At 60.4% G+C, this 19,649-nt stretch carries 16 protein-coding genes and 2 pseudogenes; 10 read left to right on the forward strand and 8 right to left on the reverse strand.

Annotation, left to right across the window (positions count from 1 at the left end; genetic code table 11):
- Window positions 1-327: 327 nt before the first annotated feature.
- The 7 genes from AB0P23_RS24765 to AB0P23_RS24795 all read right to left on the reverse strand — a co-directional run bounded on the left by AB0P23_RS24765 (window position 328) and on the right by AB0P23_RS24795 (window position 8,403).
- Entirely contained in the window at window positions 328-1,392 is a 1,065-nt protein-coding gene (locus AB0P23_RS24765) for a BtrH N-terminal domain-containing protein (RefSeq protein WP_363799716.1), read from the reverse strand.
- Window positions 1,393-1,438: 46 nt separating this feature from the next.
- The gene (locus AB0P23_RS24770; protein ID WP_363799718.1) at window positions 1,439-2,275 is read right to left on the reverse strand and encodes an SDR family oxidoreductase; all 837 of its coding nucleotides are present in this window, start codon (window positions 2,273-2,275) and stop codon (window positions 1,439-1,441) included.
- A gap of 381 nt (window positions 2,276-2,656) precedes the next feature.
- Window positions 2,657-3,421 carry a transglutaminase domain-containing protein gene (locus tag AB0P23_RS24775; RefSeq protein ID WP_363799728.1) on the reverse strand — a complete coding sequence of 255 codons (765 nt, stop codon included), beginning with the start codon at window positions 3,419-3,421 and terminating at the stop codon, window positions 2,657-2,659.
- A 66-nt stretch (window positions 3,422-3,487) separates the two neighbouring features.
- Window positions 3,488-4,696, reverse strand: a complete 1,209-nt coding sequence (locus AB0P23_RS24780) for an FAD-dependent oxidoreductase (RefSeq protein WP_317549634.1) — start codon at window positions 4,694-4,696, stop codon at window positions 3,488-3,490.
- Window positions 4,693-6,081: a cytochrome P450 gene (locus AB0P23_RS24785; RefSeq protein WP_317549635.1), complete on the reverse strand. Its 1,389-nt coding sequence runs from the start codon at window positions 6,079-6,081 to the stop codon at window positions 4,693-4,695. Before AB0P23_RS24785 ends, AB0P23_RS24780 begins: the two co-directional genes overlap by 4 nt.
- 24 nt (window positions 6,082-6,105) lie before the next feature.
- Complete coding sequence (locus AB0P23_RS24790; RefSeq protein ID WP_317549636.1) at window positions 6,106-6,426, reverse strand: 2Fe-2S iron-sulfur cluster-binding protein; 321 nt, start codon at window positions 6,424-6,426, stop codon at window positions 6,106-6,108.
- A 225-nt stretch (window positions 6,427-6,651) separates the two neighbouring features.
- Complete coding sequence (locus AB0P23_RS24795; RefSeq protein ID WP_363799720.1) at window positions 6,652-8,403, reverse strand: GMC family oxidoreductase; 1,752 nt, start codon at window positions 8,401-8,403, stop codon at window positions 6,652-6,654.
- 1,135 nt (window positions 8,404-9,538) lie between these two features.
- Here AB0P23_RS24795 and AB0P23_RS24800 point away from each other — a divergent pair.
- On the forward strand, window positions 9,539-10,201 hold the full coding sequence (locus AB0P23_RS24800; RefSeq protein WP_317549638.1) for a TetR family transcriptional regulator: 663 nt from the start codon (window positions 9,539-9,541) through the stop codon (window positions 10,199-10,201).
- Between the two features lie 198 nt (window positions 10,202-10,399).
- Window positions 10,400-11,412: pseudogene (locus AB0P23_RS24805) on the forward strand (AraC family transcriptional regulator).
- A gap of 139 nt (window positions 11,413-11,551) precedes the next feature.
- Here AB0P23_RS24805 and AB0P23_RS24810 read toward each other — a convergent pair.
- Window positions 11,552-11,758 (reverse strand): hypothetical protein, encoded by a 207-nt coding sequence (locus AB0P23_RS24810; protein ID WP_317549639.1) that lies wholly within the window; start codon window positions 11,756-11,758, stop codon window positions 11,552-11,554.
- 2,028 nt (window positions 11,759-13,786) lie between these two features.
- On the opposite strand from AB0P23_RS24810, the gene AB0P23_RS24815 reads away from it, so the two are divergent.
- The 8 genes and pseudogenes from AB0P23_RS24815 to AB0P23_RS24850 all read left to right on the forward strand — a co-directional run bounded on the left by AB0P23_RS24815 (window position 13,787) and on the right by AB0P23_RS24850 (window position 19,580).
- The gene (locus tag AB0P23_RS24815) at window positions 13,787-14,476 is read left to right on the forward strand and encodes a ParA family protein (protein ID WP_008720348.1); all 690 of its coding nucleotides are present in this window, start codon (window positions 13,787-13,789) and stop codon (window positions 14,474-14,476) included.
- A 168-nt stretch (window positions 14,477-14,644) separates the two neighbouring features.
- Window positions 14,645-15,355, forward strand: a complete 711-nt coding sequence (locus tag AB0P23_RS24820; RefSeq protein WP_232433755.1) for a ParB/RepB/Spo0J family partition protein — start codon at window positions 14,645-14,647, stop codon at window positions 15,353-15,355.
- A gap of 259 nt (window positions 15,356-15,614) precedes the next feature.
- Window positions 15,615-15,896: a transposase gene (locus tag AB0P23_RS24825; protein ID WP_068050830.1), complete on the forward strand. Its 282-nt coding sequence runs from the start codon at window positions 15,615-15,617 to the stop codon at window positions 15,894-15,896.
- A 286-nt stretch (window positions 15,897-16,182) separates the two neighbouring features.
- Window positions 16,183-17,346, forward strand: coding sequence for a site-specific integrase (locus tag AB0P23_RS24830; protein WP_363799724.1), 1,164 nt, complete (start codon window positions 16,183-16,185; stop codon window positions 17,344-17,346).
- 508 nt (window positions 17,347-17,854) lie between these two features.
- Complete coding sequence (locus tag AB0P23_RS24835; protein ID WP_363799726.1) at window positions 17,855-18,466, forward strand: hypothetical protein; 612 nt, start codon at window positions 17,855-17,857, stop codon at window positions 18,464-18,466.
- Window positions 18,463-18,912, forward strand: a complete 450-nt coding sequence (locus AB0P23_RS24840; protein ID WP_363799727.1) for a hypothetical protein — start codon at window positions 18,463-18,465, stop codon at window positions 18,910-18,912. Before AB0P23_RS24835 ends, AB0P23_RS24840 begins: the two co-directional genes overlap by 4 nt.
- A 2-nt stretch (window positions 18,913-18,914) precedes the next feature.
- Window positions 18,915-19,028 (forward strand): annotated as a pseudogene (locus tag AB0P23_RS24845) (DUF2510 domain-containing protein); the annotation flags it as partial.
- 51 nt (window positions 19,029-19,079) lie between these two features.
- The gene (locus tag AB0P23_RS24850) at window positions 19,080-19,580 is read left to right on the forward strand and encodes a hypothetical protein (protein WP_363799729.1); all 501 of its coding nucleotides are present in this window, start codon (window positions 19,080-19,082) and stop codon (window positions 19,578-19,580) included.
- Window positions 19,581-19,649: the final 69 nt, after the last annotated feature.

Below are 19,649 nucleotides of genomic sequence, written 5' to 3' on the forward strand. Positions count from 1 at the left end.
CCGACCGGGAAATCCGCCGGCTGGTCGTCGGGGACACGATCGCTGAGATCTATCACCGATCCGCCGGTGTCTACGGCATTCTCCGGGTCCGAGCTACATCGAGGGCTTCCGTCGGCGGCTGAATTGTTGTCGGCGTGGGGCAGGGATCAGGGTCTGTTGCCGAGCAACGACACGGCATCGATGCAGCGTCCACCGAGAGGCGTTCGACTGTTCCGTACGGCAACTTCGGTCGTTCGGTGCCTCCGCACGCCTGCGGCGATCCAACACCAGCGGCTGCAGCACAGTGCGATGCGCCGTTTACCGCGCGCCATCGAACGACGGTGCGCCTCATCCCGTGATGGCGGACAGCGAGCGTGAAGCAGACTCCAGGGACTCCACCAGGATCAGCTCGAGTGCAGGCAGTCTGGCAGCCGACACGGCCACCGCAGCTGCGCGTGTTCGCACACCGAGACCGCGTTCCATTCCGGCGCGGGCAGTTTCGGTCCAGGCCTGGGCGCAGTGATCGGCGGCCACCGCGAGGTCTGCGGTAGCGGGATCACCGGTCAGACGTGCAATCTCGGTACAGCCGTCGGCGAGAAGCCGACGAAAGAGCCCGCCTCCGGTTCCGGCCTTTTCGATGAAGATACCGAGACTGAACAGCAGCGTCTCGAGGTCATTGGGCGGAAGGTCGACCCAGCTCTTGACGTCGGTTGCCAGCTGGTCGACCGCGGCCAATCCTTCGGCACCGGCCGCTGGTACGTGGTCGGCTATTCCCGGTGTCGATGGGACGCGCATGCTGGCGGCGGATCGGGCAAAGGCCGCGGCCGCGGCAGTCGACACGGGCGGCAGTGTCTGTGGCCATGTGATTCGGTACGTGCAGTGACGTGTCGGTTGTGGGAACGAGGTGGAGGATCGCGCCCGAGCCAGCGCGTCGAGCGGGATCTCCTGCACGTCGGCCCGATCGTTGTCGACGACCGAGGCAGTCCCCCCGATCTCGTCGTAGCCGATCACCACGATGTCGTGGCGACTCATCTGCAGTTTCACCCGTAGGTAGGGCAGTTCAGCGATATCGGCCCAGATCAGGCTGGGTCGTCCCGCATCGATGTCGTCGCGAACCCATGACCATCCCTCAGCGGGATCGTCGGTCGTGAGAACCTCGACTTGTCCGCCGAGCCTGCGCGGCAAGTCGATCTCGAAGTCGGCACCGCGGCCGACCAGGTATATCGGTGGGACCAGGTCGGCCGATCGCAGGTAGGACAAACCGAGATCACCACCCAGTGCGAACACCAACCCCTCGTCGGGTGGTCCGTCCCATCCCAGACCGTGCCAATGGAGAAGGTCTCGCATTGCACCTGACCCGCAGTGCCCTCCCATCCGGTGGGGATAGTTCTCGATCAGAGTCGTGTGGGTCACTGTGGCTGCCTTTCGGGTGGCTGGTCGAGCGCGCGTGTCGGCACGCTCAGCTGTTCTGGATTCTGTCGAGATACGTTCGGCGAGCAGCCATGTCCACGTCCGCGAGGAACACCGAATCTGTGTTCAGGGCCGCACCCAGTCCGGTCGCCAACCACCGGGGGACGAATTTCACCGCCGCGACCATTGCGCCTGCGAGACGGGTGACGCGGACGAAGGGGCGTGGATACTCGATCAGATCTGCTGTCGCGCGGGCGATCTCCTCCGGCTCGGCGTTGCGTAATCCCTTTGCGCCGGCGGTTCCGGCGACGAGTTCGGTGTTGGTGAACGTCGGGCGGACTGTGGACAGTCGAACCCCTGACTTGCGGTACTCCAGTCGTGCGGCCTCTGTGAATCCGATGACTGCGAACTTGGTAGCGCAGTAGGTCGCCAAACCAGGTACCGCGAGCTCGCCGGCCAATGACGCAGTGTTGATGATGTGTCCGGTGCGGCGCGGCAGCATTCGCTGAAGAGCCAGTTTGGTCCCGAAGATGACCCCCAGGACGTTGATCTCGACTTGCCGCCGGGTTACTGCATCGTCCTCTTCGTGGGCGTGGCCGGTAGGCATGATGCCCGCGTTGTTGATCAGGATGTCGAGGGGTCCGAGTTCACGTTCGACCAGGTCCAGAAACGTTGTGAACGAGTCAGGTTCGGTGACGTCGAGTCGGGTGACGACCTTCACCCCGAGTTCGGCGGCGGCCTCCTTCGCACGTGCCTCGTCGATGTCTCCGATGGCGACCCGGTGGCCTCGTCGAATCAACTCCTTCGCTGTCTGATAGCCGATGCCGCGAGCTCCACCTGTGATCGCCACGGTCCTGGCGGGGGTGTGAGGTGCGTTGTTCATCATGCTGCGCTCCTTGCATAGATATGCGACATCGGGACACGCCGTTCGACCCGCTCTCGCGGTAGCGGCTGCGCACACGGAAGAGGGATATGGGTATCGCGCGGCGTCTCGTGCCCGGGGAGGCGTTCGGATCGGTCGTTCATCGCGCGCAGCCGCAACCCCGGCGGCAGAACGGGTCTCGTCTGTTCGGTGCAACTTCCGGTGTCGGCCAGAACACGGCCACGCCGACGAGACAGTCGTGCGGCACAGCTCTGCCAGCAGGTATCGGCTCACCCGATTCGAAGGTGTCCGAGGCAGTCCGAGTGTTCACGACCGCGATTGTTCGCGGAGAGAACTCCGACCGATCGGCAGTCGGCCGCGATACGGGGTTCAGGGCGTATGTTCTCACCGCTTGTGTTCATCGAGACCCCCGCGGCGGGTTTCGATCCCCGGATTTTCGTACGGCCGGGTGCGGCGATCGGGTGTGCCGGTGAAAGCCTCGTCGAGTGGGTGAGCGCCCGTGAAGATCTTCGGTCCGTAGGCGTGCCGAAGCACCGTCAAGATCGCGTCCAAGGGTAGGTCGTCGAAGACTCCTCGCTCGCGGACATACTCCATGTGCTGGGCTCCGTCTGCGGTGAAGGCATGCATGAGAGCATCGCGATCGCCGTCGAATTCCACTGGTGGCACGCCGAAACGAGCGCACAACTCGACATTGAAAGCCGGCGTGGCCTTCAACCACCGGCCCTCGATGTAGAGACGACTGTAGCCGTGATAGACGAACAGGTCGGTGCCGCCCATCAGCGCGCGCAACGCCTCGGTCTGCAGGTGATTTCGGACGTCGGCGAAGCCGAGCAGTGCCGGAATACCCGCCGCCCGGCACACTGCGGTCAAGAGCACCGCCTTCGGGACGCAATAAGCGCGCCCGGTCTCGAGGACGAAGCTCGCTCGATAGTGGGCCGGATCGTCCGACACGGTGTACGGGTCGTACCAGATCTGGTCGCGGACGGCGGCGAAGAGGCGTCTGGCCTTGTCACGGTCGCTGCTCGCATCCCCGATTGCCGCGGCGGTGAACGCCCGCACGGATTCGTGCTCGATGTCGAGGAAGTCAGTTGCTCCCAGGTGCGCGTGTGGTGGCTGCTTCGTATGTGCCCCGGGCGGGCGGTCTGTCATGGTCATCGCTGATGTTCCCTTTTCTGAGCAAGCCGGTTGCTGTGTGCACAACGACCAAAGGATCGGTCAGTTGCGCGCGAGTCCGCCGAGCATCAGGTCTTCGCGTTGGACGGGGAGTCGCTGGGCGATCACCCGTTTGCTGTACATGAACTCGCGCGGGCGACCTATGCAGTCGGCGGCAATGAGCTCACCGGCCTGGAGATAGAAGCAACTGAAATCACTGTCGCGGGTGGGGTCACCGCTGAGAACCACTTCGTCGTATCCGGTGTTGAGGCCGGCGATCTGCAGCTTGAAGTGATACTGATCTGACCAGAACCACGGCAACGCTTCGATTTTTCTGGACTTCCCGCAGGCGGTCGAGGCAGCGACTTTGGCCTGCTCTCCTGCGCTCGAGACGGACTCCAACCGTAGTCGACGGCCGTAACGGGCCATGTCGTGGCTCGCGCAGTCCCCCGCCGCCATGATGTCGGGGTCGTTGGTCCGAGTGTGATCGTCGATCACGATGCCGTTGTCGATGACAAGACCCGCATCGGCGGCGAGGTCGGTGTTCGGCTCGACGCCGACACCGACGATGACCAGATCTGCGGGGATCGATTCCCCGCTGGCCAAGGTGACTTCACGAACCTCACGGTCACCGGACAGGCCCTCGACCATCGCGTTCGTTCTGATGTCGACTCCCTGCTCGCGATGTATCCGCTCGAAGAACGTCGATACGTCGGGGGCAGTGACCCGCTCGAGCACACGCCCAGCTGCCTCGAGGACTGTGACCTGTACGCCCAGTACGCGCAGCGATGCCGCTGTCTCGAGTCCGATGTAGCCGCCTCCGACGATCACCACCCGCCGACCAGGGCTGGTGGCCATACGGATCCTCTCGACGTCCGCTGCGGTGCGCAGGTAGTACACCCCGTGGAGATCGGCCCCGGGAACGGTGAGCCGACGAGGACGGGCTCCCGTGCACAGCGCGAGCTTGTCGTAGGCCAGCTTCTCGCCGGTGTCGAGAACGACGTTGCCTTCCGACCGAGCGATGGCCTCCACCTGCGCGTTCAGAAGCTGAATACCTTGCTTGGAGTAGAAGTCCGTGCTGCGAATGGCGATGTCGTCGAGTACGCATTTGCCCGCCAGGTATGCCTTCGACAGCGGGGGGCGTTGATAGGGAGTGGCAGACTCGTTACCGATGAGGACGATGTCGCCTGTCCAACCCTCTTGGCGCAAACTTGCTGCCAGTTGTGCCCCAGCATGGCTTGCGCCGACGATGATCGCCCGTTGCGATGTCATGCGCTGGAAGTAGGCGTCAGGCGCACCATCATCTTGCTGATGCCCCGCACGAAATTCGACTGAACGTACTCGGGGTCGCCGACGACCTCGATGTTCTCGAAGCGGGGAAGCAACTCCTCCCACAGAATCCGCAGCTGCATTTCGGCCAGTCGATTGCCCATACACCGGTGTACACCGAATCCGAACGCGATGTGATTGCGCGCATTGGCGCGATCGATGATGAAATCATCAGGATTCTCGAAAACGCGTTCGTCGCGGTTACCCGAGGCGTACCACATCACCAGTTTGTCGCCCTTGCGGATGAATTGTCCGTTCAGAACGGTGTCGGCTTTGGCGATTCGGCGCATGTACGCCAATGGTGTTTGCCATCGGATGATTTCCGAGTTCATGTTGGGGATCAAATCGGGATTGGCCTTCAGTTTCTCGAACTGGTCGGGGAATTGGTTCAACGCAAGAACGCCACCGCTCATCGAGTTTCGCGTCGTGTCGTTGCCACCGACGATCAGCAGTACGAGGTTGCCCAGAAATTCCATCGGACGATCGATCAGATCCTTGGTGTCCTCGTTGCTCTGCAACATGGTGATCAGATCGAAACCGGACTCTTCCCCTACAGACCTCCTGGCTGCTTTGTCATGCCAGAGAGCGCTGAGGCCACGGGCCATGTCACGCATGCCTTCAAACACCTCGTCGTTGTCCGAGGGCCCACCGTTGGCTTGCTCCATCGAGGTTGCCAGATCAGACCAGTAGACGAGTTTGCGGCGTTGTTCGTAGGGGAAATCCAGAAGAGTTGCGAGCATCCGAGCTGTCAACTCGATCGAGACATTCTGGACCCAGTCGAACGGCTCGTTCAAGGGGAGGTCGTCCAGCACCTCCTGCACGCGTGATCGGATGAGTCCCTCCATCTCCCGGAGGTTCTTCGGTGCGACCACGCCTTGGACGGCAGCCCTCTGTCTGTCGTGGCGTGGTGGGTCCATCGCGATGAACATCTCGATATCGAGAAACCGGGGCGGGACGCCGATGACGATGAACGGCTCGGCGGAAAACAGCGCATGATTTTTGTCGACGGCCACGATATCGGCATGGCGCGTGACCGACCAGAACGGGCCGAACGGACTGTTGGGTTGGTAGTGAACCGGTGCCTCGTTGCGCACCCGTTCGAAGTACGACTGCCACCGCCCTTGTCTGTAAAGGAAGGGGTTACTGAGGTCGATGTCGGCGAGCTCGACATCCTCGACCGGTGGGATGGGACTTTCGACGAAGATCTTCTTGCCATTCGTTCCAGTCACCCACCGTCGGGTCTTGTCGTACAGATGAGCGCCCTGGATCTGCAGGCCTATCGGGATGGTCGACTGGACCTTGTCGGTGATCGACTCAGAAACTTTCATGCTGTCGTGCCTGCCTTTCGCATATCACAGTTGGAATTCAGGTGTTCGAACGATCAGGCCATCCCACGCTTCCGAGGCCACCATCTGGCACGACAACCGAGAAGTGGGTTCACGCTCGGGGTTCATCGCCAGCATCTCTTCCTCGTCGGCGCCGGACAGACCCACCTCTCCTGACCACTGCGGGTCGACGATCACATGGCAGGTGCCACAGGCCGTTTCGCCCCCACAGTCCCCATCGATCCCCGGCACAGCATTGTCGGTTGCAATCTGCATCAGCGATCGACCTTCGACCAGAGCCGCCTCGTGCTTCTGACCATCGTGGGCGACGAAAGTTACAGCTGCCATGTCAACTCCTCAATTTTCTTCCGCGATTGATAACAGTGTCGCCGCAAACGTGAATGGCGGCCATGTTCCGTAGACAAAAACTTGTGAACTCGGGTCAGACGGTTCGCCCTCAGAGATCCGACCTGAGTCCACTCCAGATATGAAGTGCGACAGCTCTGCGCTCTACATGAAGGCATCGAGCGGCTGAGTTCCCGTTTCGAAATGCGCGCTCACCAAGTACTTCTTTCACCGCGGAGCCGTCTCACCAGCGACTAGATGGCCATTTCGGATCTCGACGATCGGCAGTCGCAGACCACCCGGAGCGTCCACCGGGACGACCGGCGAGTTGGGGGCGATGGGATCGAGCCGCTGATACGGAAGCCCCTGTGCCGGGCGAAGATCCAGCTCACCCTTGTTCGGCCACAGCGCGGCGGACCGCTCGGCCTGCGCGCTGATGGTCAGCGACGGGTTCACTCCGAGGTTGGCCGACACGGCCGCCCCGTCGACCACGCTCAGCGTCGGGTAGCCGTGGACGCGGTGGTACGGATCGATGACGCCGTGCGCCGAATCCGAGGCGATCGCGCAGCCGCCGAGGAAGTGGGCGGTGAGCGGAATGTTGAACAGCTCTCCCCAAGTGCCACCTGCAACGCCACCGATCTTCTTCGCAATGCGCCGGGTGGCGTCATTGCCCTCGGGGATCCACGTCGGATTCGGCTCACCGTGCCCCTGCCGGCTCGAGATCTTTCGGCCGAACGGCCCACGCTTGGTGAACGTGGTGATCGAGTTGTCCAAATTCTGCATCACCAGCGCAATGATCGTGCGCTCGCTCCAGCGCCGGACGTTGACCACACGGACGAACTGAACCGGGTGTGCGATCAACGCGAACACGAACTTGAGCCACCGCGGAATCTTCCCGCCGCCGTCGGTCATCAGGGTCTGCAGCATGCCCATCGCGTTGGAACCCTTGCCGTAGCGGCACGGCTCGATGTGCGTGTTCGGACTGGGATGGAACGAGGACGTGATCGCGACGCCGCGCGTGAGATCCATCGACGGGTCCACCACGTATTTGGCCGCTCCGACGATCGACTCGGAGTTGGTACGCGTCAGTTCCCCGAGCGTGTCCGACAGGCGGGGCAGCGCGCCGGTGTCCTTCATCTTGTGCAGCAGGTTCTGGGTGCCCCAGGTACCGGCTGCCAACACGACATTGGCAGCGCTATACGTCTTCCTGCCCTTGCGGAGCCGAGCACCGGTGCGCTCGGTGTCGACGTCCCAGGTGCCGTCGGATCGGGGGCGAAGGCCGGACACCGTCGTCATCGGCACGATCTCGGCTCCCGCGCGCTCGGCCAAGCCGAGGTAGTTCTTCAGCAGGGTGTTCTTGGCGCCGTGACGACACCCCGTCATGCACTCACCACATTCGATGCATCCCGTGCGCTCGGGGCCTGCACCACCGAAGTACGGGTCCAAGACTGTCCTTCCCGGCTCGTCACCGAAGAACACGCCCACCGGTGTCTGAACGAAAGTATCGGCGACGCCCATGTCCTCGGCGACCGACTTCATCACCTCGTCGGCGGGGGTCATGTGCGGATTGCGCACCACGCCCAGCATGCGGGTGGCCTGGTCGTAGAACGGAGAAAGCTCACTGCTCCAGTCGGTGATGTGCGCCCACTGCTTGTCCTCGAAGAACGGTGCCTGCGGCTTGTACAGCGTGTTCGCGTAGTTCAGCGATCCACCGCCCACTCCGGCACCGGCGAGGATGAGGCAATCGCGCAACAGGTGCACGCGCTGGATTCCGTACAGGCCAAGCTTCGGTGCCCACAGAAAACGCTTGATATCCCAGCTGTTCTTCGCGAAGTCCTTGTCCTCGAAGCGTTGGCCGGCTTCCAGGATCCCGACTCGGTACCCCTTCTCCACCAACCGAAGCGCGGTCACGCTCCCGCCGAAGCCCGAACCGACGATCAAGACGTCGTAATCGATTGAACTGCTCGGTGGCGTTGCCATGGCGTCTCCTTCTGGTTCTTCAAACCGGATAACTGCTCCTCGACCCGGGGGCCTGGACCCCAGCGCGAGAGTGCACCCTCGAGGGTTTGACCAAAGCCGACGGCCTGCCTACCTGCCCACAGTACTATACATACGGTGACTTTTTGTCCAATTAATGGACAGATGCACGCTATATGTACAGATATTAGTGATGCAGCTCATCAACCACCAGCCGTTGACGCTTCCGTCACCGACAAGCCGAACCGAAAGGAGGCGGTGCGTCAGAAGCCAGCAATGAGCTCTGACGAGAAGCCGAGGTGCACAGGCGGCGGAGCAAGCCCCGACATCGACAAGCTAGATCCTCAGCGATCGTCACCGAAATGGCGCGCCGCTCCAGAATTGAACTACCAGGGAAGTATGACACTAAACGCTAGAGACTCATTTGATAGAAACACTTGTGGACGAGATAGAAAATAGAAAAGTAGAGTTGACCGAGAATATCTCTTCATTCATAAGTGCATCAATCCATGAAATGAACGGCCACGCAGACATAACCGGTCTTCTACACACCAAGAAGAAAGGTTGAGTTGTGCATAAAGCACAAGGACTCCTTGCGACTTGGCCAACTTGGACATATCGCAGAACAGTGCCGATCCAGTACGATCGACACCACGACGATGGCTTTTTCAGCCCTCCATGAATGCAGTGGAAATCGAGATATTGTGTTAAATTTTGCATTTTTCACATTGACACCGCTCCTACTGTTCATGTTGGCACCCGCGTGGATTCCGTTGACTTATCATGGGTGCGCGAGTCTGATCGAACGCCGAAATTTCACGACGCGAATACCAGCCAGACAAAGGTCGAGCTACGCAGACGAGGGGTGTGCGTAGCTCGACCTTTGCAATAGAGAGCGCTTTCTGACGCCACAGGCCGGTAGTTGTGCCGGTTTGCCACACTCTGTGTTCGCTGCATGTCGATCGGGAAACCTACCGAAAGAACAGGTGAGTGCTTCGTAGGTGTTCGGCTCAACGCTGCGCCTGATTCGTTCGCCCGCCAGTAACGCCACTCGTCGCATCACTGGCGGCATCGACGCGCTGGCGACAGCAACATCATCCCCCACCACCAATGTCCGAACGTGCCTAGACTTCTATTCATGAGTTCCGTCCACACTGCGCGCCCTGATGGTAGCTACCGGACAGCGGCAACCACTCTGCTTCGTGCGACCGCGTTAGACGCATTGAGCGCTCTCCTGCTGCGGCAAAGTTGGAAGTCGGTGACCATGTCCGAGGTCGCGAAGGAAGCCGGTTTGTCTCGACAGACCATCTATAACGAGTTCGGGTCCCGGCGCGGTGTGGCGGAGAGCTACGCGATACGATTGACCGATCGGCTGGTCAGTGTGGTGGACGATGGCCTCTACACTTGTGTTGGCGATATCAGGTCGGCGCTCGCCCGAGGTTTGGTTGCGTTTTTCGCCGTCTCCGAACGTGACCCATTGGTCAGATCGCTAAGAGAAGAAGACGCGTCCGCAGACCTCCTGCGGCTCATTACTGTTGACAGCACCCAGCTTGTCGAGCGAGCCGCAGATCACCTCTCTGCCACATTTCAGCGATGCTGGGTGCAAGCCCCGAAGCGCCAAGCCGATATCCTGAGCACGTCCATCGTTCAGATGGCCTTGGCGTATGTCTCACGGCCCCCGACTGACGGAGCCCAGACCGCCACCGATATCGCAGACCTACTCGCTCCGTACATCGAGGGGTTCCAAGATTCACAAGCCCATCCAGAGTTGAGCAAGACGACCCGTTTCGGTCGACAGTAGCGACAGCGGTGTACCGCCGGTCTGTGTCACGCAATACCCCATTCCCGAGAGACTCATAGCGCCCTTCCGGACAAGAATCCGTCCGGCGTGCCACCACCTCAGTTCCTGGCGTGATCGACAAAAGCGTCGTCGCAAACGCCAGCGACGGCTATGTTCGGTGGAGTCATGAACTTGTGAATTCGGGTCAAAGGGATCATCGTGAAGCTGAGCGACGAGGGTGTGCCACCGCTTGCGTTCGTTCAGTTGCTCGAACGCCGCGCACTCGACCCTGACGCCGCCGCGCGTCTTCGTGCGATCATGCACCGCGGAGGAACCAGTGAAGCGACGCTCATTCAGCATGACGTGCAGGCACCGATACGGTGGTTTCGGGAGGTCTACCCCGACTCGATATCGCCCAAGCCACTCGACTCGGATTTGCGTTTGCCGAGCAGGCCCAGTTGACATCGTTCGGGCCCCTGAGTTCACCTTTGATCAGCGCTGGTTCGGTCGCCGAGATCGTCGATCTCCTGACATACCTGCCATTGATCTCCACGGCGTTGAAGTCGCAGTTCCACGCTGGCGACTACGGTCTGATCGTCGGGCTCACTGCGCATACAGGGGATTCGGCACTGGACTGCTTGGTCATCACCTACGGTGGGCGGCGTTATTACGACTGCTGGTCATGCTCGCCGGTGGCACTCCATCTGAGCTGGCCGGAGCCGACCGAGGCGAGCCACGACAAAGGTCCGGGGTCGAATCGCCGGTTCTTCGACGCTCCGATTTCCTTCGTCCACGTACCCGAGGACACCCTCAACAAGGCTTGTCGGTTCTCGGACCCTCTCGCATATCGACTCGCTATCGCTGATCTGCAGCGAACGCTCGCCCATCGGGGTGGGTCCATGACATCCGCCGAGAAGGTGAGGCAACTGTTGGAAAAGGACCTCGGACAGCGGACCAACCATGATGTTGCACAAGCATTGTCAATGTCCAGCAGCACGTTGAAACGGCGGCTTGCCGAAGAAAGAACCACCTACAGCAAGGTGCGCCAATCGCTGCTGTACGAGCGCGCGATGCTACGGCTCCTCGACCGCTCGGTTTCGGTCAGCGAGATCGCTACTGAACTCGGATACAGCGACCTCGCCAACTTCTCTCACGCCTTCAAACGCTGGACCGGACGCTCTCCGAAAGATTTCCGAAACCCACGACTCTCGGACGACCCGGATTCGACGTAGACCCCACAGAACGGGGTCGAGATCGATGCCTCGTTCGTCCGCGGCCTGGTCGATCTTCATCGCGGAGATTTCGGAGACGTCGCCGCCTCCCTGCCGTGAGAAAGACAAGTTTTTTGCAAACCCGAGTACGAACCACTTGTCACTCGACGGTATCGGCCGGCACGCGTGTGGTCTCCGATTCGAGAAAGTCGACGAGTGCTTCCAACAGGCTGTCCGCGCGGGTTTCGACATCGGCGAGGACAGAGTCCACGTCATCGAGAAGACCGTGGGCGTGTCTACGCGCAAGCGTTCCATGTTCGTAGTAGTCGGGGTCGAGCACGACCCGCGGTACTGGATCCGATGCCACGATCCGCTCCGGCTGTTGTGACCGCGCAGTGGGCTGCAGGTGGGTGCCCGTCCGTCAAATGCATTCGCACGATGCCCGCTACCGCACGCGAAGTGAGTGCAGTCGCAGCCAACGGGGTGTGGCCCCACCGGTCGATCGCAGTCGACAGCGGCTGTTGACCGGCCGGGTCGAAATACCGGTCGTATCCGCCGAGCCCGGTGCCGTCCACGGCATCGAGAGCGTCGGCGAGCATTCGGGTGCTCGGATACGCCCGGATGACAAACGTCAAACAGGATTGGCGACTCATGGAATCGCACAAGTGAAGATCTCAATTCGCCCACTGCCCCAACAGTGCCCCAACAGTATCGCATCGAACGCACCGCGATACAATCGAAACCTGTATCCCACTATGTATTACGCAACCGCCACGTCGGTCATGCAATACCTGAGCTACTTCCGTCCCACTCCTCCAATTATGAAGCATTCGATCCAAAGGAGCCAGGCTAAGACCTTTCGTGCCCCCACCTCACAAGTCGACTCCCATATTTCCGCAATCCCATTGGTGCGCAGCTATATCGCTCCATCAACATCATGATGCAGCCTTCCAAACATCTCACTCGGCCTCAACGAAACATGGCGCTGAGGCCCTCCTCGGAGGCACGCCCGAGTAGCCATAAAGGGACCTCGACGGCTAGCGTGCAGCTCCACATGCACAAGCCCCCTATCGACCGGCCTTTACCGCGGTAAAGATCACAAGGAAGCGGATCGGGTTGCCCAGCCTCTTCGTCATGCGGGGCCCGGCAGCCGGCAATCACATAGATCTTGCTCAACCACGGGGCTAATAGACGATGCCACTCCCCCAGCGCGGGCCAAGCCCGTCAGAGCGGATCCCATCGAATAGCGCCACTCGAAGGACTGCGCCCTCCAACTGGCCCCTGGAGAGGCACTGTGAGTTTTCAGGACATCGCCCCGGAAACAGTAAAGCCCGAATTGAACTCGAGTCCTTTCGTCACAGTGACAAAAGACAGTAGGGTTCCGATATCCTCGATACTGGGTCACGAATGAGCGCACCAACCGCGATTGCACTTACAAAAGTGCACCGTACAAATTCAGGCCAAACCAGCATGCAACGGGATGGCTGAAATTGCCGGGATGGCAAATAGTGGAACGCGAACTCACTAGACCTCCCCCTTCCACGGCTCACCCGCATGAACAGCAATTAACATCCGGCGGTGCGAGGCCGCCCTTTACCGCGGTAAAGACATGGATTCAGCGGCCGCTCGGAAACATAGCGTAACGACCCGCCCATCGTGAATGGGCGTGTTAACCAACTTGGCACTGTCCGAAACCCGCCCGACAACGATTGCACACTAACTCCGACTTTGTCAGCAACTGCATCAGAATTCCTGGTCGCGAAAGATCGCAAAGCACTGCAACAACATGCAACCACACCTACACGAACTGCAATAGCTCTTGCCCAGCACTGCAGCTAGGTCAAAGTATCCGATCTTTACCGCGGTAAAGATCGCAACTTCGGACAGAACCTGGCCGCACCGAACCTTCCTGACAACTGCTCAACCGACCAGCGACCCAGCCTATGTTGGGAGACGGCCACCAGCCGCAGCACTCAGGCCGCTGCACCTATGGCAGAACCATCGCACGACTATGCAACGGCATGTAGGTGTATCCGCTCAGACGCGGCAATCTGGCTTGCCCGTACCTAGATGGTGAATCAGACAGGCAGGGCACCGCCTTCTCTGCGATTTCGACGTTCACCGCGGTAAAGGCTCGACGGTAAGAAATGCTGCAGCGGTAACGAGCCGGTGAGCACCGAAGCCCGGCGGGAGGGCTATCCACCGGATCACATACATGCTCCGGCGAGTCGAAGCTCTAACCGAGGACTCAGCGCGCCTCGTGATGTACATTTTGAGGGCGCAAGCAACTCCAAGTGCTACGCGTTCTCGCGGATCTTTACCGCGGTAAAGATCATCGCAAGAACACCACACCGAAGTAGCCGCGACGCGGTGAAGCAAACGGAAGGTGGGCTCAATGCCCGTACACGTAATAATTAGCCAGAAGGGCGGAGTGGGGAAGAGTACCCTCACAATGAACCTGGCGGCAGTCAAAAATGACGTTCTGACTCGATCCGGATCCAAGCAAAGCGAATCGCCAGTTTTGGCAGCATCCATAGACCCTCAGGGCTCAGCAGTGTGGTGGGCCGAACGAGTGCAGGACCTTCCATTTCGGGTCACTCAGATCGACGACCCCGAGATGCTCCGGCATCTACCGAACTTGGATGGAATCAAGCACGTTTACGTTGACACTCCGGGCTGGATTGGCGATCGCCCCGGGGCGGTAGATAACGGCACTTCAGGGCAAGCGCTCGACACTGTACTTTCAGTAACCGATCTCGCGATTGTCCCGATCGTCCCGGAGCCACTCAGCTTCGACCCGACAGCCCGCACGATCTCCAAAGTGCTTGAGCCAAAGGGAATCCCGTTCATTGTCGTCATCAACAACTGGGATCCAAGAGACGGCCGAGTTGATCTCGAGCAGACCGAAGCTTTCGTCCAAGCGCAAGGTTGGCCACTCGCCAACACAGTTGTTCGGCACTATAAGGTGCACAGTCGAGCCGCAGCTCAAGGGCAAGTGGTTACCGAGTACCCGCCGAATCGGGCATCGCTGCAGGCACGCGAGGACTTCCAACGCCTATGCCTCGAGCTGGAAGTGGGTAAGTAAGTGGCTACTTCACAGAAGTCCCGAGGCGGCCGAGTCGATTTTTCTAGTCTTGTTGGTTCGGTAGGGGATAGGTCGCCTGTGGATGCAACCATCCCTGTGGATGGCCAATTTAGACCAGACGTGCCTTTGTCCGAACTAGTAGCCAACCCTCGGAATCCACGATCAGCGGTGGGGGACCTCGCCGATCTGGCCACGATCGCAGAGCGGCAGCTTCAACCTGGGACGGTTGTTACGAGCGCACGATGGCTCGATCTTTGGCCAGAGGATGTCGCCATCATCGGTTCTGCACGTTGGGTTGTGGTCAACGGCTGCCGCCGGCTTGCTGCGAGCGAGAAGTATGGCCGCAAGGGAATGGATGTAGTCGTTCAGGACAGCCTCGCATCATCCAAAGAGGCCATCCTGTGGGCATCAATAGTTGAAAACCTGGACAGGCAAGACTTTGACGTCATCGAAGAGGCAGAAGCTGTCAACCTCCTTGTTACTGAACTCGGAAGCGCCACCAAGGCCGCTCAAAAGTTGGGACGCTCAGAAGGCTGGATCTCGCAGCGGCGCGCCTTGCTCAAACTAGAGCCTGAGTTGCGGGAAAAACTGCGTTCGGGCGATCTCGCGATTCGAGACGCTCGAGCGCTGGCGCAGATTCCGTCTGCGGAGCAGGTTGCTAAGTGGGCCTCGCGCCAGCAGGACCCGCCATCGCCGAAAGCAGACGACAAGAAGCCACGCCGCCCCTCCGATGCTGACAAGCAGATAGCATCCCGCAGCGCCGCCGTCCGGGCACTGACGAAACTGAAAAGCGATCCCCAGTCAGTGGCAGAAGTGATCAGAGAAGCGCTCAGCGAGGAAGACATACGCGAGCTCGTGAATACGCTTCAGGACATCTGACGCACTTTTTCAAATCGACAGGGCCTCGGCGGAAGAAGTTCTTCCGCCGAGGCCCTGTTGCTAATCATCCGATTCGGACGATGGGGGAGTGGAGCGGCCACTTCCGCCCAGCTACGCCGGTGTGTGCCAGATGCGCAGTACGTCAGCTCGCGCCCCGGCGGGGCTGATAAAGGCGCTCTTGGCGTGTCCCCGGTAAACGGTGCCATCTTGTTTTAGAGTCTTGTTGCCCATGAGCTGGGCGGATAGGACGATGGAGATCATGGCTGGACGGAAACGGAACTCTGCCGAGGACATCGTGCGCAAACTGCGCCGTGCCGATGAGCTGACCGCTGCAGGCAAGACGCAAGAGGAGATCGCGGCGGAGCTCGAGGTGTCGGCGGCGACGTTGTACAACTGGCGGCGTCAGTACGGCGGGATGGACACCGATGCCGCGAAGGAACTCAAGGAGCTTCGCGAGCAGAACGGCAAGCTCAAACGCCTGCTCGCCGAGGCCGAGCTGGAGAAGGACGCACTGCGGGAGGTAGCGAAGGGAAAATTCTGAGCCCAGCTGCAAAGCGCCGCGCCGTCGACATGCTCGTGAACACCATGAGTCTGTCGAAACGTCTGGCGTGCAAAGCTGTTGGGCTTGCCCGCTCTGGCAGGTCCCCGATATTCGGGCCACCGTGTATCGGGGACCTGCCACTCTGATCAATGGTTATTACTAGTCACCCTTAGTTTCTAGGATTAAAGCAATGTAAATTGCATTTTCCGCATCATCTACACCAAAACCGCAGTTCAGCACGGTTTTCGTCTGCAGAAATGTCGGTGACCTGCGTTAGGCTGGCGATATGGACTTCCGACCGGCCCGAACACCTACGGTGGGCGTTGCTGAGAGCGTCAGGGCGGTCGCTGTCGAGCCGACTATTCCGCCCGCCGTCGCGAAGCGGATTGCGGCCGCTGTGCAGTCCTCCCGTTCCCAGGGAACCCGCAAGACCTACGCGGCGGCGTGGAGCCGCTTCACCAACTGGTGCGAGTCGAATGGTCACGTGACGTTGCCGGCGCACCCGATCACCGTTGCCGCCTACCTTGTCGACGCCGCCGACACCCGCACGGAAACAGGGGAGCGGGCCTACGCCGTTGCCACCTTCGGAACCTGGATCGCCGCGATCAACCACCAGCACCGCACCACAGGCCACCTGTCTCCGTCCGCGCATGAGCTCGTCACCGCAACCCTTTCGGGGATTCGGCGGGAGTACGCCGCGGCGGGGGACCGACCTCGAACGCCACGAGATCCGCTGCTGGTCGACGACATCAGGTTGCTCGTATCGACCGCCCGAGACCGGTGCAGAGGCTGGGCCGACGAGGTCCTCGAACGCCGCGACTCCGCGATCCTGCTCCTCGGGTTCGCCGGCGCGTATCGCCGCAGCGAGCTGTCCGAGATGGTGTGCGGGGACGTCACCGTACACCGGCACGACGGACTCCACATCCGGCTGCGGAAATCGAAAACCGACCAAGAGGGTAGGGGAGCGGTGAAAGCGCTGCCGTACACCGAGTCTCATGAGACCTGCCCGCCCTGCGCCTACGTTCGCTGGGTGCAGGTTGTCGCCGCCGACGACGCCGGCGGCAGGCCTGCAGTGATCCGGCTACTCCGGAAGCGAGAACCGTTCGACGCTCACGTGTGTCGAGGGGGAGTACCTCGCACCGCAGCCCGCGCACCGCTGCTCCGGTCCGTCGCGAAGAACGGCAACCTGGGTACCGCCGCGCTGTCTGGAGCCGCAATTCACCAGACCATCCGTCGCCGCGCCGAACACGCCGGCTTCGATCCGACCGCACTCGCGAAGCTGGGCGGACACTCGCTCCGCGCCGGATTCGTCACCCAAAGCACCCGCAACGGTGCCGACGGATCCGCCATCGCCCGCCAGACCGGCCACGTCAGCCTCGACTCCGTCGAGGTGTACCGCCGCGAGCACGCGCCTCTCGCAAGAAATGCAGTCACGGACATCGGTCTCTAGTGGGTTCACTCGGTGTCGGCCTCGCACCCTAGACTCTTCTGTCAGCACTGCCCTACTAGACCCATTTCTGTCGGCGGGGCCTCACGGCAGGAGGATCCGATCAACCAAGAACCCGGTCAGCGATGGAGTCTCGGACTTGGCGCGCTCGGCCTCATTGGCACCATCCTCCTGGTTGGGCGGTCGAATGGGTGAGGCTTGGGATGAGGTCGGACTAAAAGATGCACGTCCCTCACTCGACAAAGAAATCTACGACGTGGTCGCAGAACTGGTTAAGAATCATGGCTGGCGACTGCGAGAGCAGGGGCATAAGTACGCGATCTACTGCCCGTGTACCGAGGATCGAGCGAACTTCATCACGCTACCCGGGACCTCGAAGAACCCTGGCAACGCCGCCAGACGAGTGAAGAGATCAGCATCGAGATGCCCGGATCGGCATGAGCTGATGAAGTAGCTACAACCATTGCTGTTTCCAGTTGACAACAACACAACAGATGAGCATGCTGGGGATATGTCCCCGACCGAGTTTGAGTTCATTTTCGTGATCCCGAAAGTTGCTGACCCGGGTGACGCCCGTATCGCAGCGGCCGAGGAACACCTGGACATGGTGGTTGAGTCGCACGGTGGCCTCACGCTTGCCACGGTTACTGCCGAAGGCTCAGATGCAGTCGCCGCAGCCCTGAATGCGTCCGCCGTGCTGGCAGTGTGCGGTTTGCCACCGGAACGAACTTACCCAGATCTGGTGACTCGCCAGGACATAGCCGAACGTGCCGAGGTGTCTCGTCAGGCTGTCGGAAACTGGGTACGGGGCGAGAGGGTCCAATCGCATCCGTTTCCAACACCAGTGAACCTGGTCGGCGGAGGTGCTTGGCTGTGGGGTGACGTCGTCAGCTGGCTTCGTCAACAAGAACGCAATACTGACGAGGTTGAGTTTCCTTCAATGAAAGACCACGCTCGAATCGACAGCCACATTCTCAATGGTCCGCGTGGTTCGTCGACCATCAAGGGCTACCTGCAAGTTGAGAACGCACTAGGAAGCATTACCTACGCGCCATCCGTCAGCATTCGAGTTAACAACTGGGCCGGTGACAGCTTTCAGTCGAGCTACGCACTCGCAGTATGAGTGACGATGCACCGCGAACAGTCACCGACGCTCGCGAACTCCTAGAGCTCTCGGAACTTACTGACGTAATTTTTTACGAGGTCAGCGGGCGTCGCACGACTGACGCTGACACTTCAAGCGTTTCCATACAGATTGCTCTACGCCATGAAGCGTTAGTCATCGAAGTGCGGTGCCGAGCCACTGTCACTGGTGCGGGTGGTGAATATTTGTCCGATGCGTCGGCAGTCTTCACGCTCAATGCGCCAATTGCCGCGGCCGAACAAGTAATCACCGAATTTGTCGAACGTGTTGGCGTCATGTCTGTCTACCCCTATCTGCGCGAGTCCATCAGTCAGTCGGCGGCTAAACTCGGCCTTGAGCGGCCAGTACTGAAATTGCTTCGGCCGGGTGAAGTCCATGTCACAGTCGACTCCAAGAGCGACCCGACCGATGGCTTTCGGGCGTAAGAATGACCGACTCGAAGTCTCAGAACTTTCCGCCGGGTTGGTACCCGGACCCACAGTCTCCTGCCTACCGATGGTGGGACGGCCAGCAGTGGACGGATAACTGGGCACCCACATCGAACACCCAGCCGAGTAGCTCGCGATCGGCCGTACCCCTGGCTATCGCCCCGATGTCCGCAACCCGTCAGCTTCCTCTGCGCGATTCCAGCGCCCCGGCGACTCGATCGAACATTGGTGGACTGACCACTGCCCCAAGGAATCGATTCAGTCCGCTACGTATAGGTCTTGCCGTCTTCGCAGTAGGCGTAACCGGCTCAATATTGATAGATGCGCTGAGTGGTTCTTCGGGAAACGAATCCCGGCCTGCGATCGAAAGCCCCACTGATCCGTCGACCCTGGCGACCTCGCTGGAGTTGACTACCGATGCTGAGTTCGAGGACGCCCTCACCTACAGCAAGGTCACCGAGTCCGAGTTCCAGAAGATGCTGTACCCGTCAGGAAATCTTGAGGAATTTCCGTACCCTTTCGTAGGGCAAAAAATCGTGCTGTACGGCGAAGTCGACGAATCGGCGCACGATTCGGGGAATGCAGTCACCTTCATCGAAGCAACCACAAGCTGGCGCGATCTGGGTCCGCTCGTCAGCTGGAGGGACTGCCCCAGCTTTGGTTGACATCTGATCTGTGAGGATCGCTCCTCACGGTGGAAGGATGTTCACCATGCCGAAAGCATTTCCCGAGGA

The sequence above is a fragment of the Rhodococcus sp. NPDC077669 genome (assembly GCF_040686915.1).
In the GTDB taxonomy this organism is placed as follows: Bacteria; Actinomycetota; Actinomycetes; order Mycobacteriales; family Mycobacteriaceae; genus Rhodococcoides; species Rhodococcoides fascians.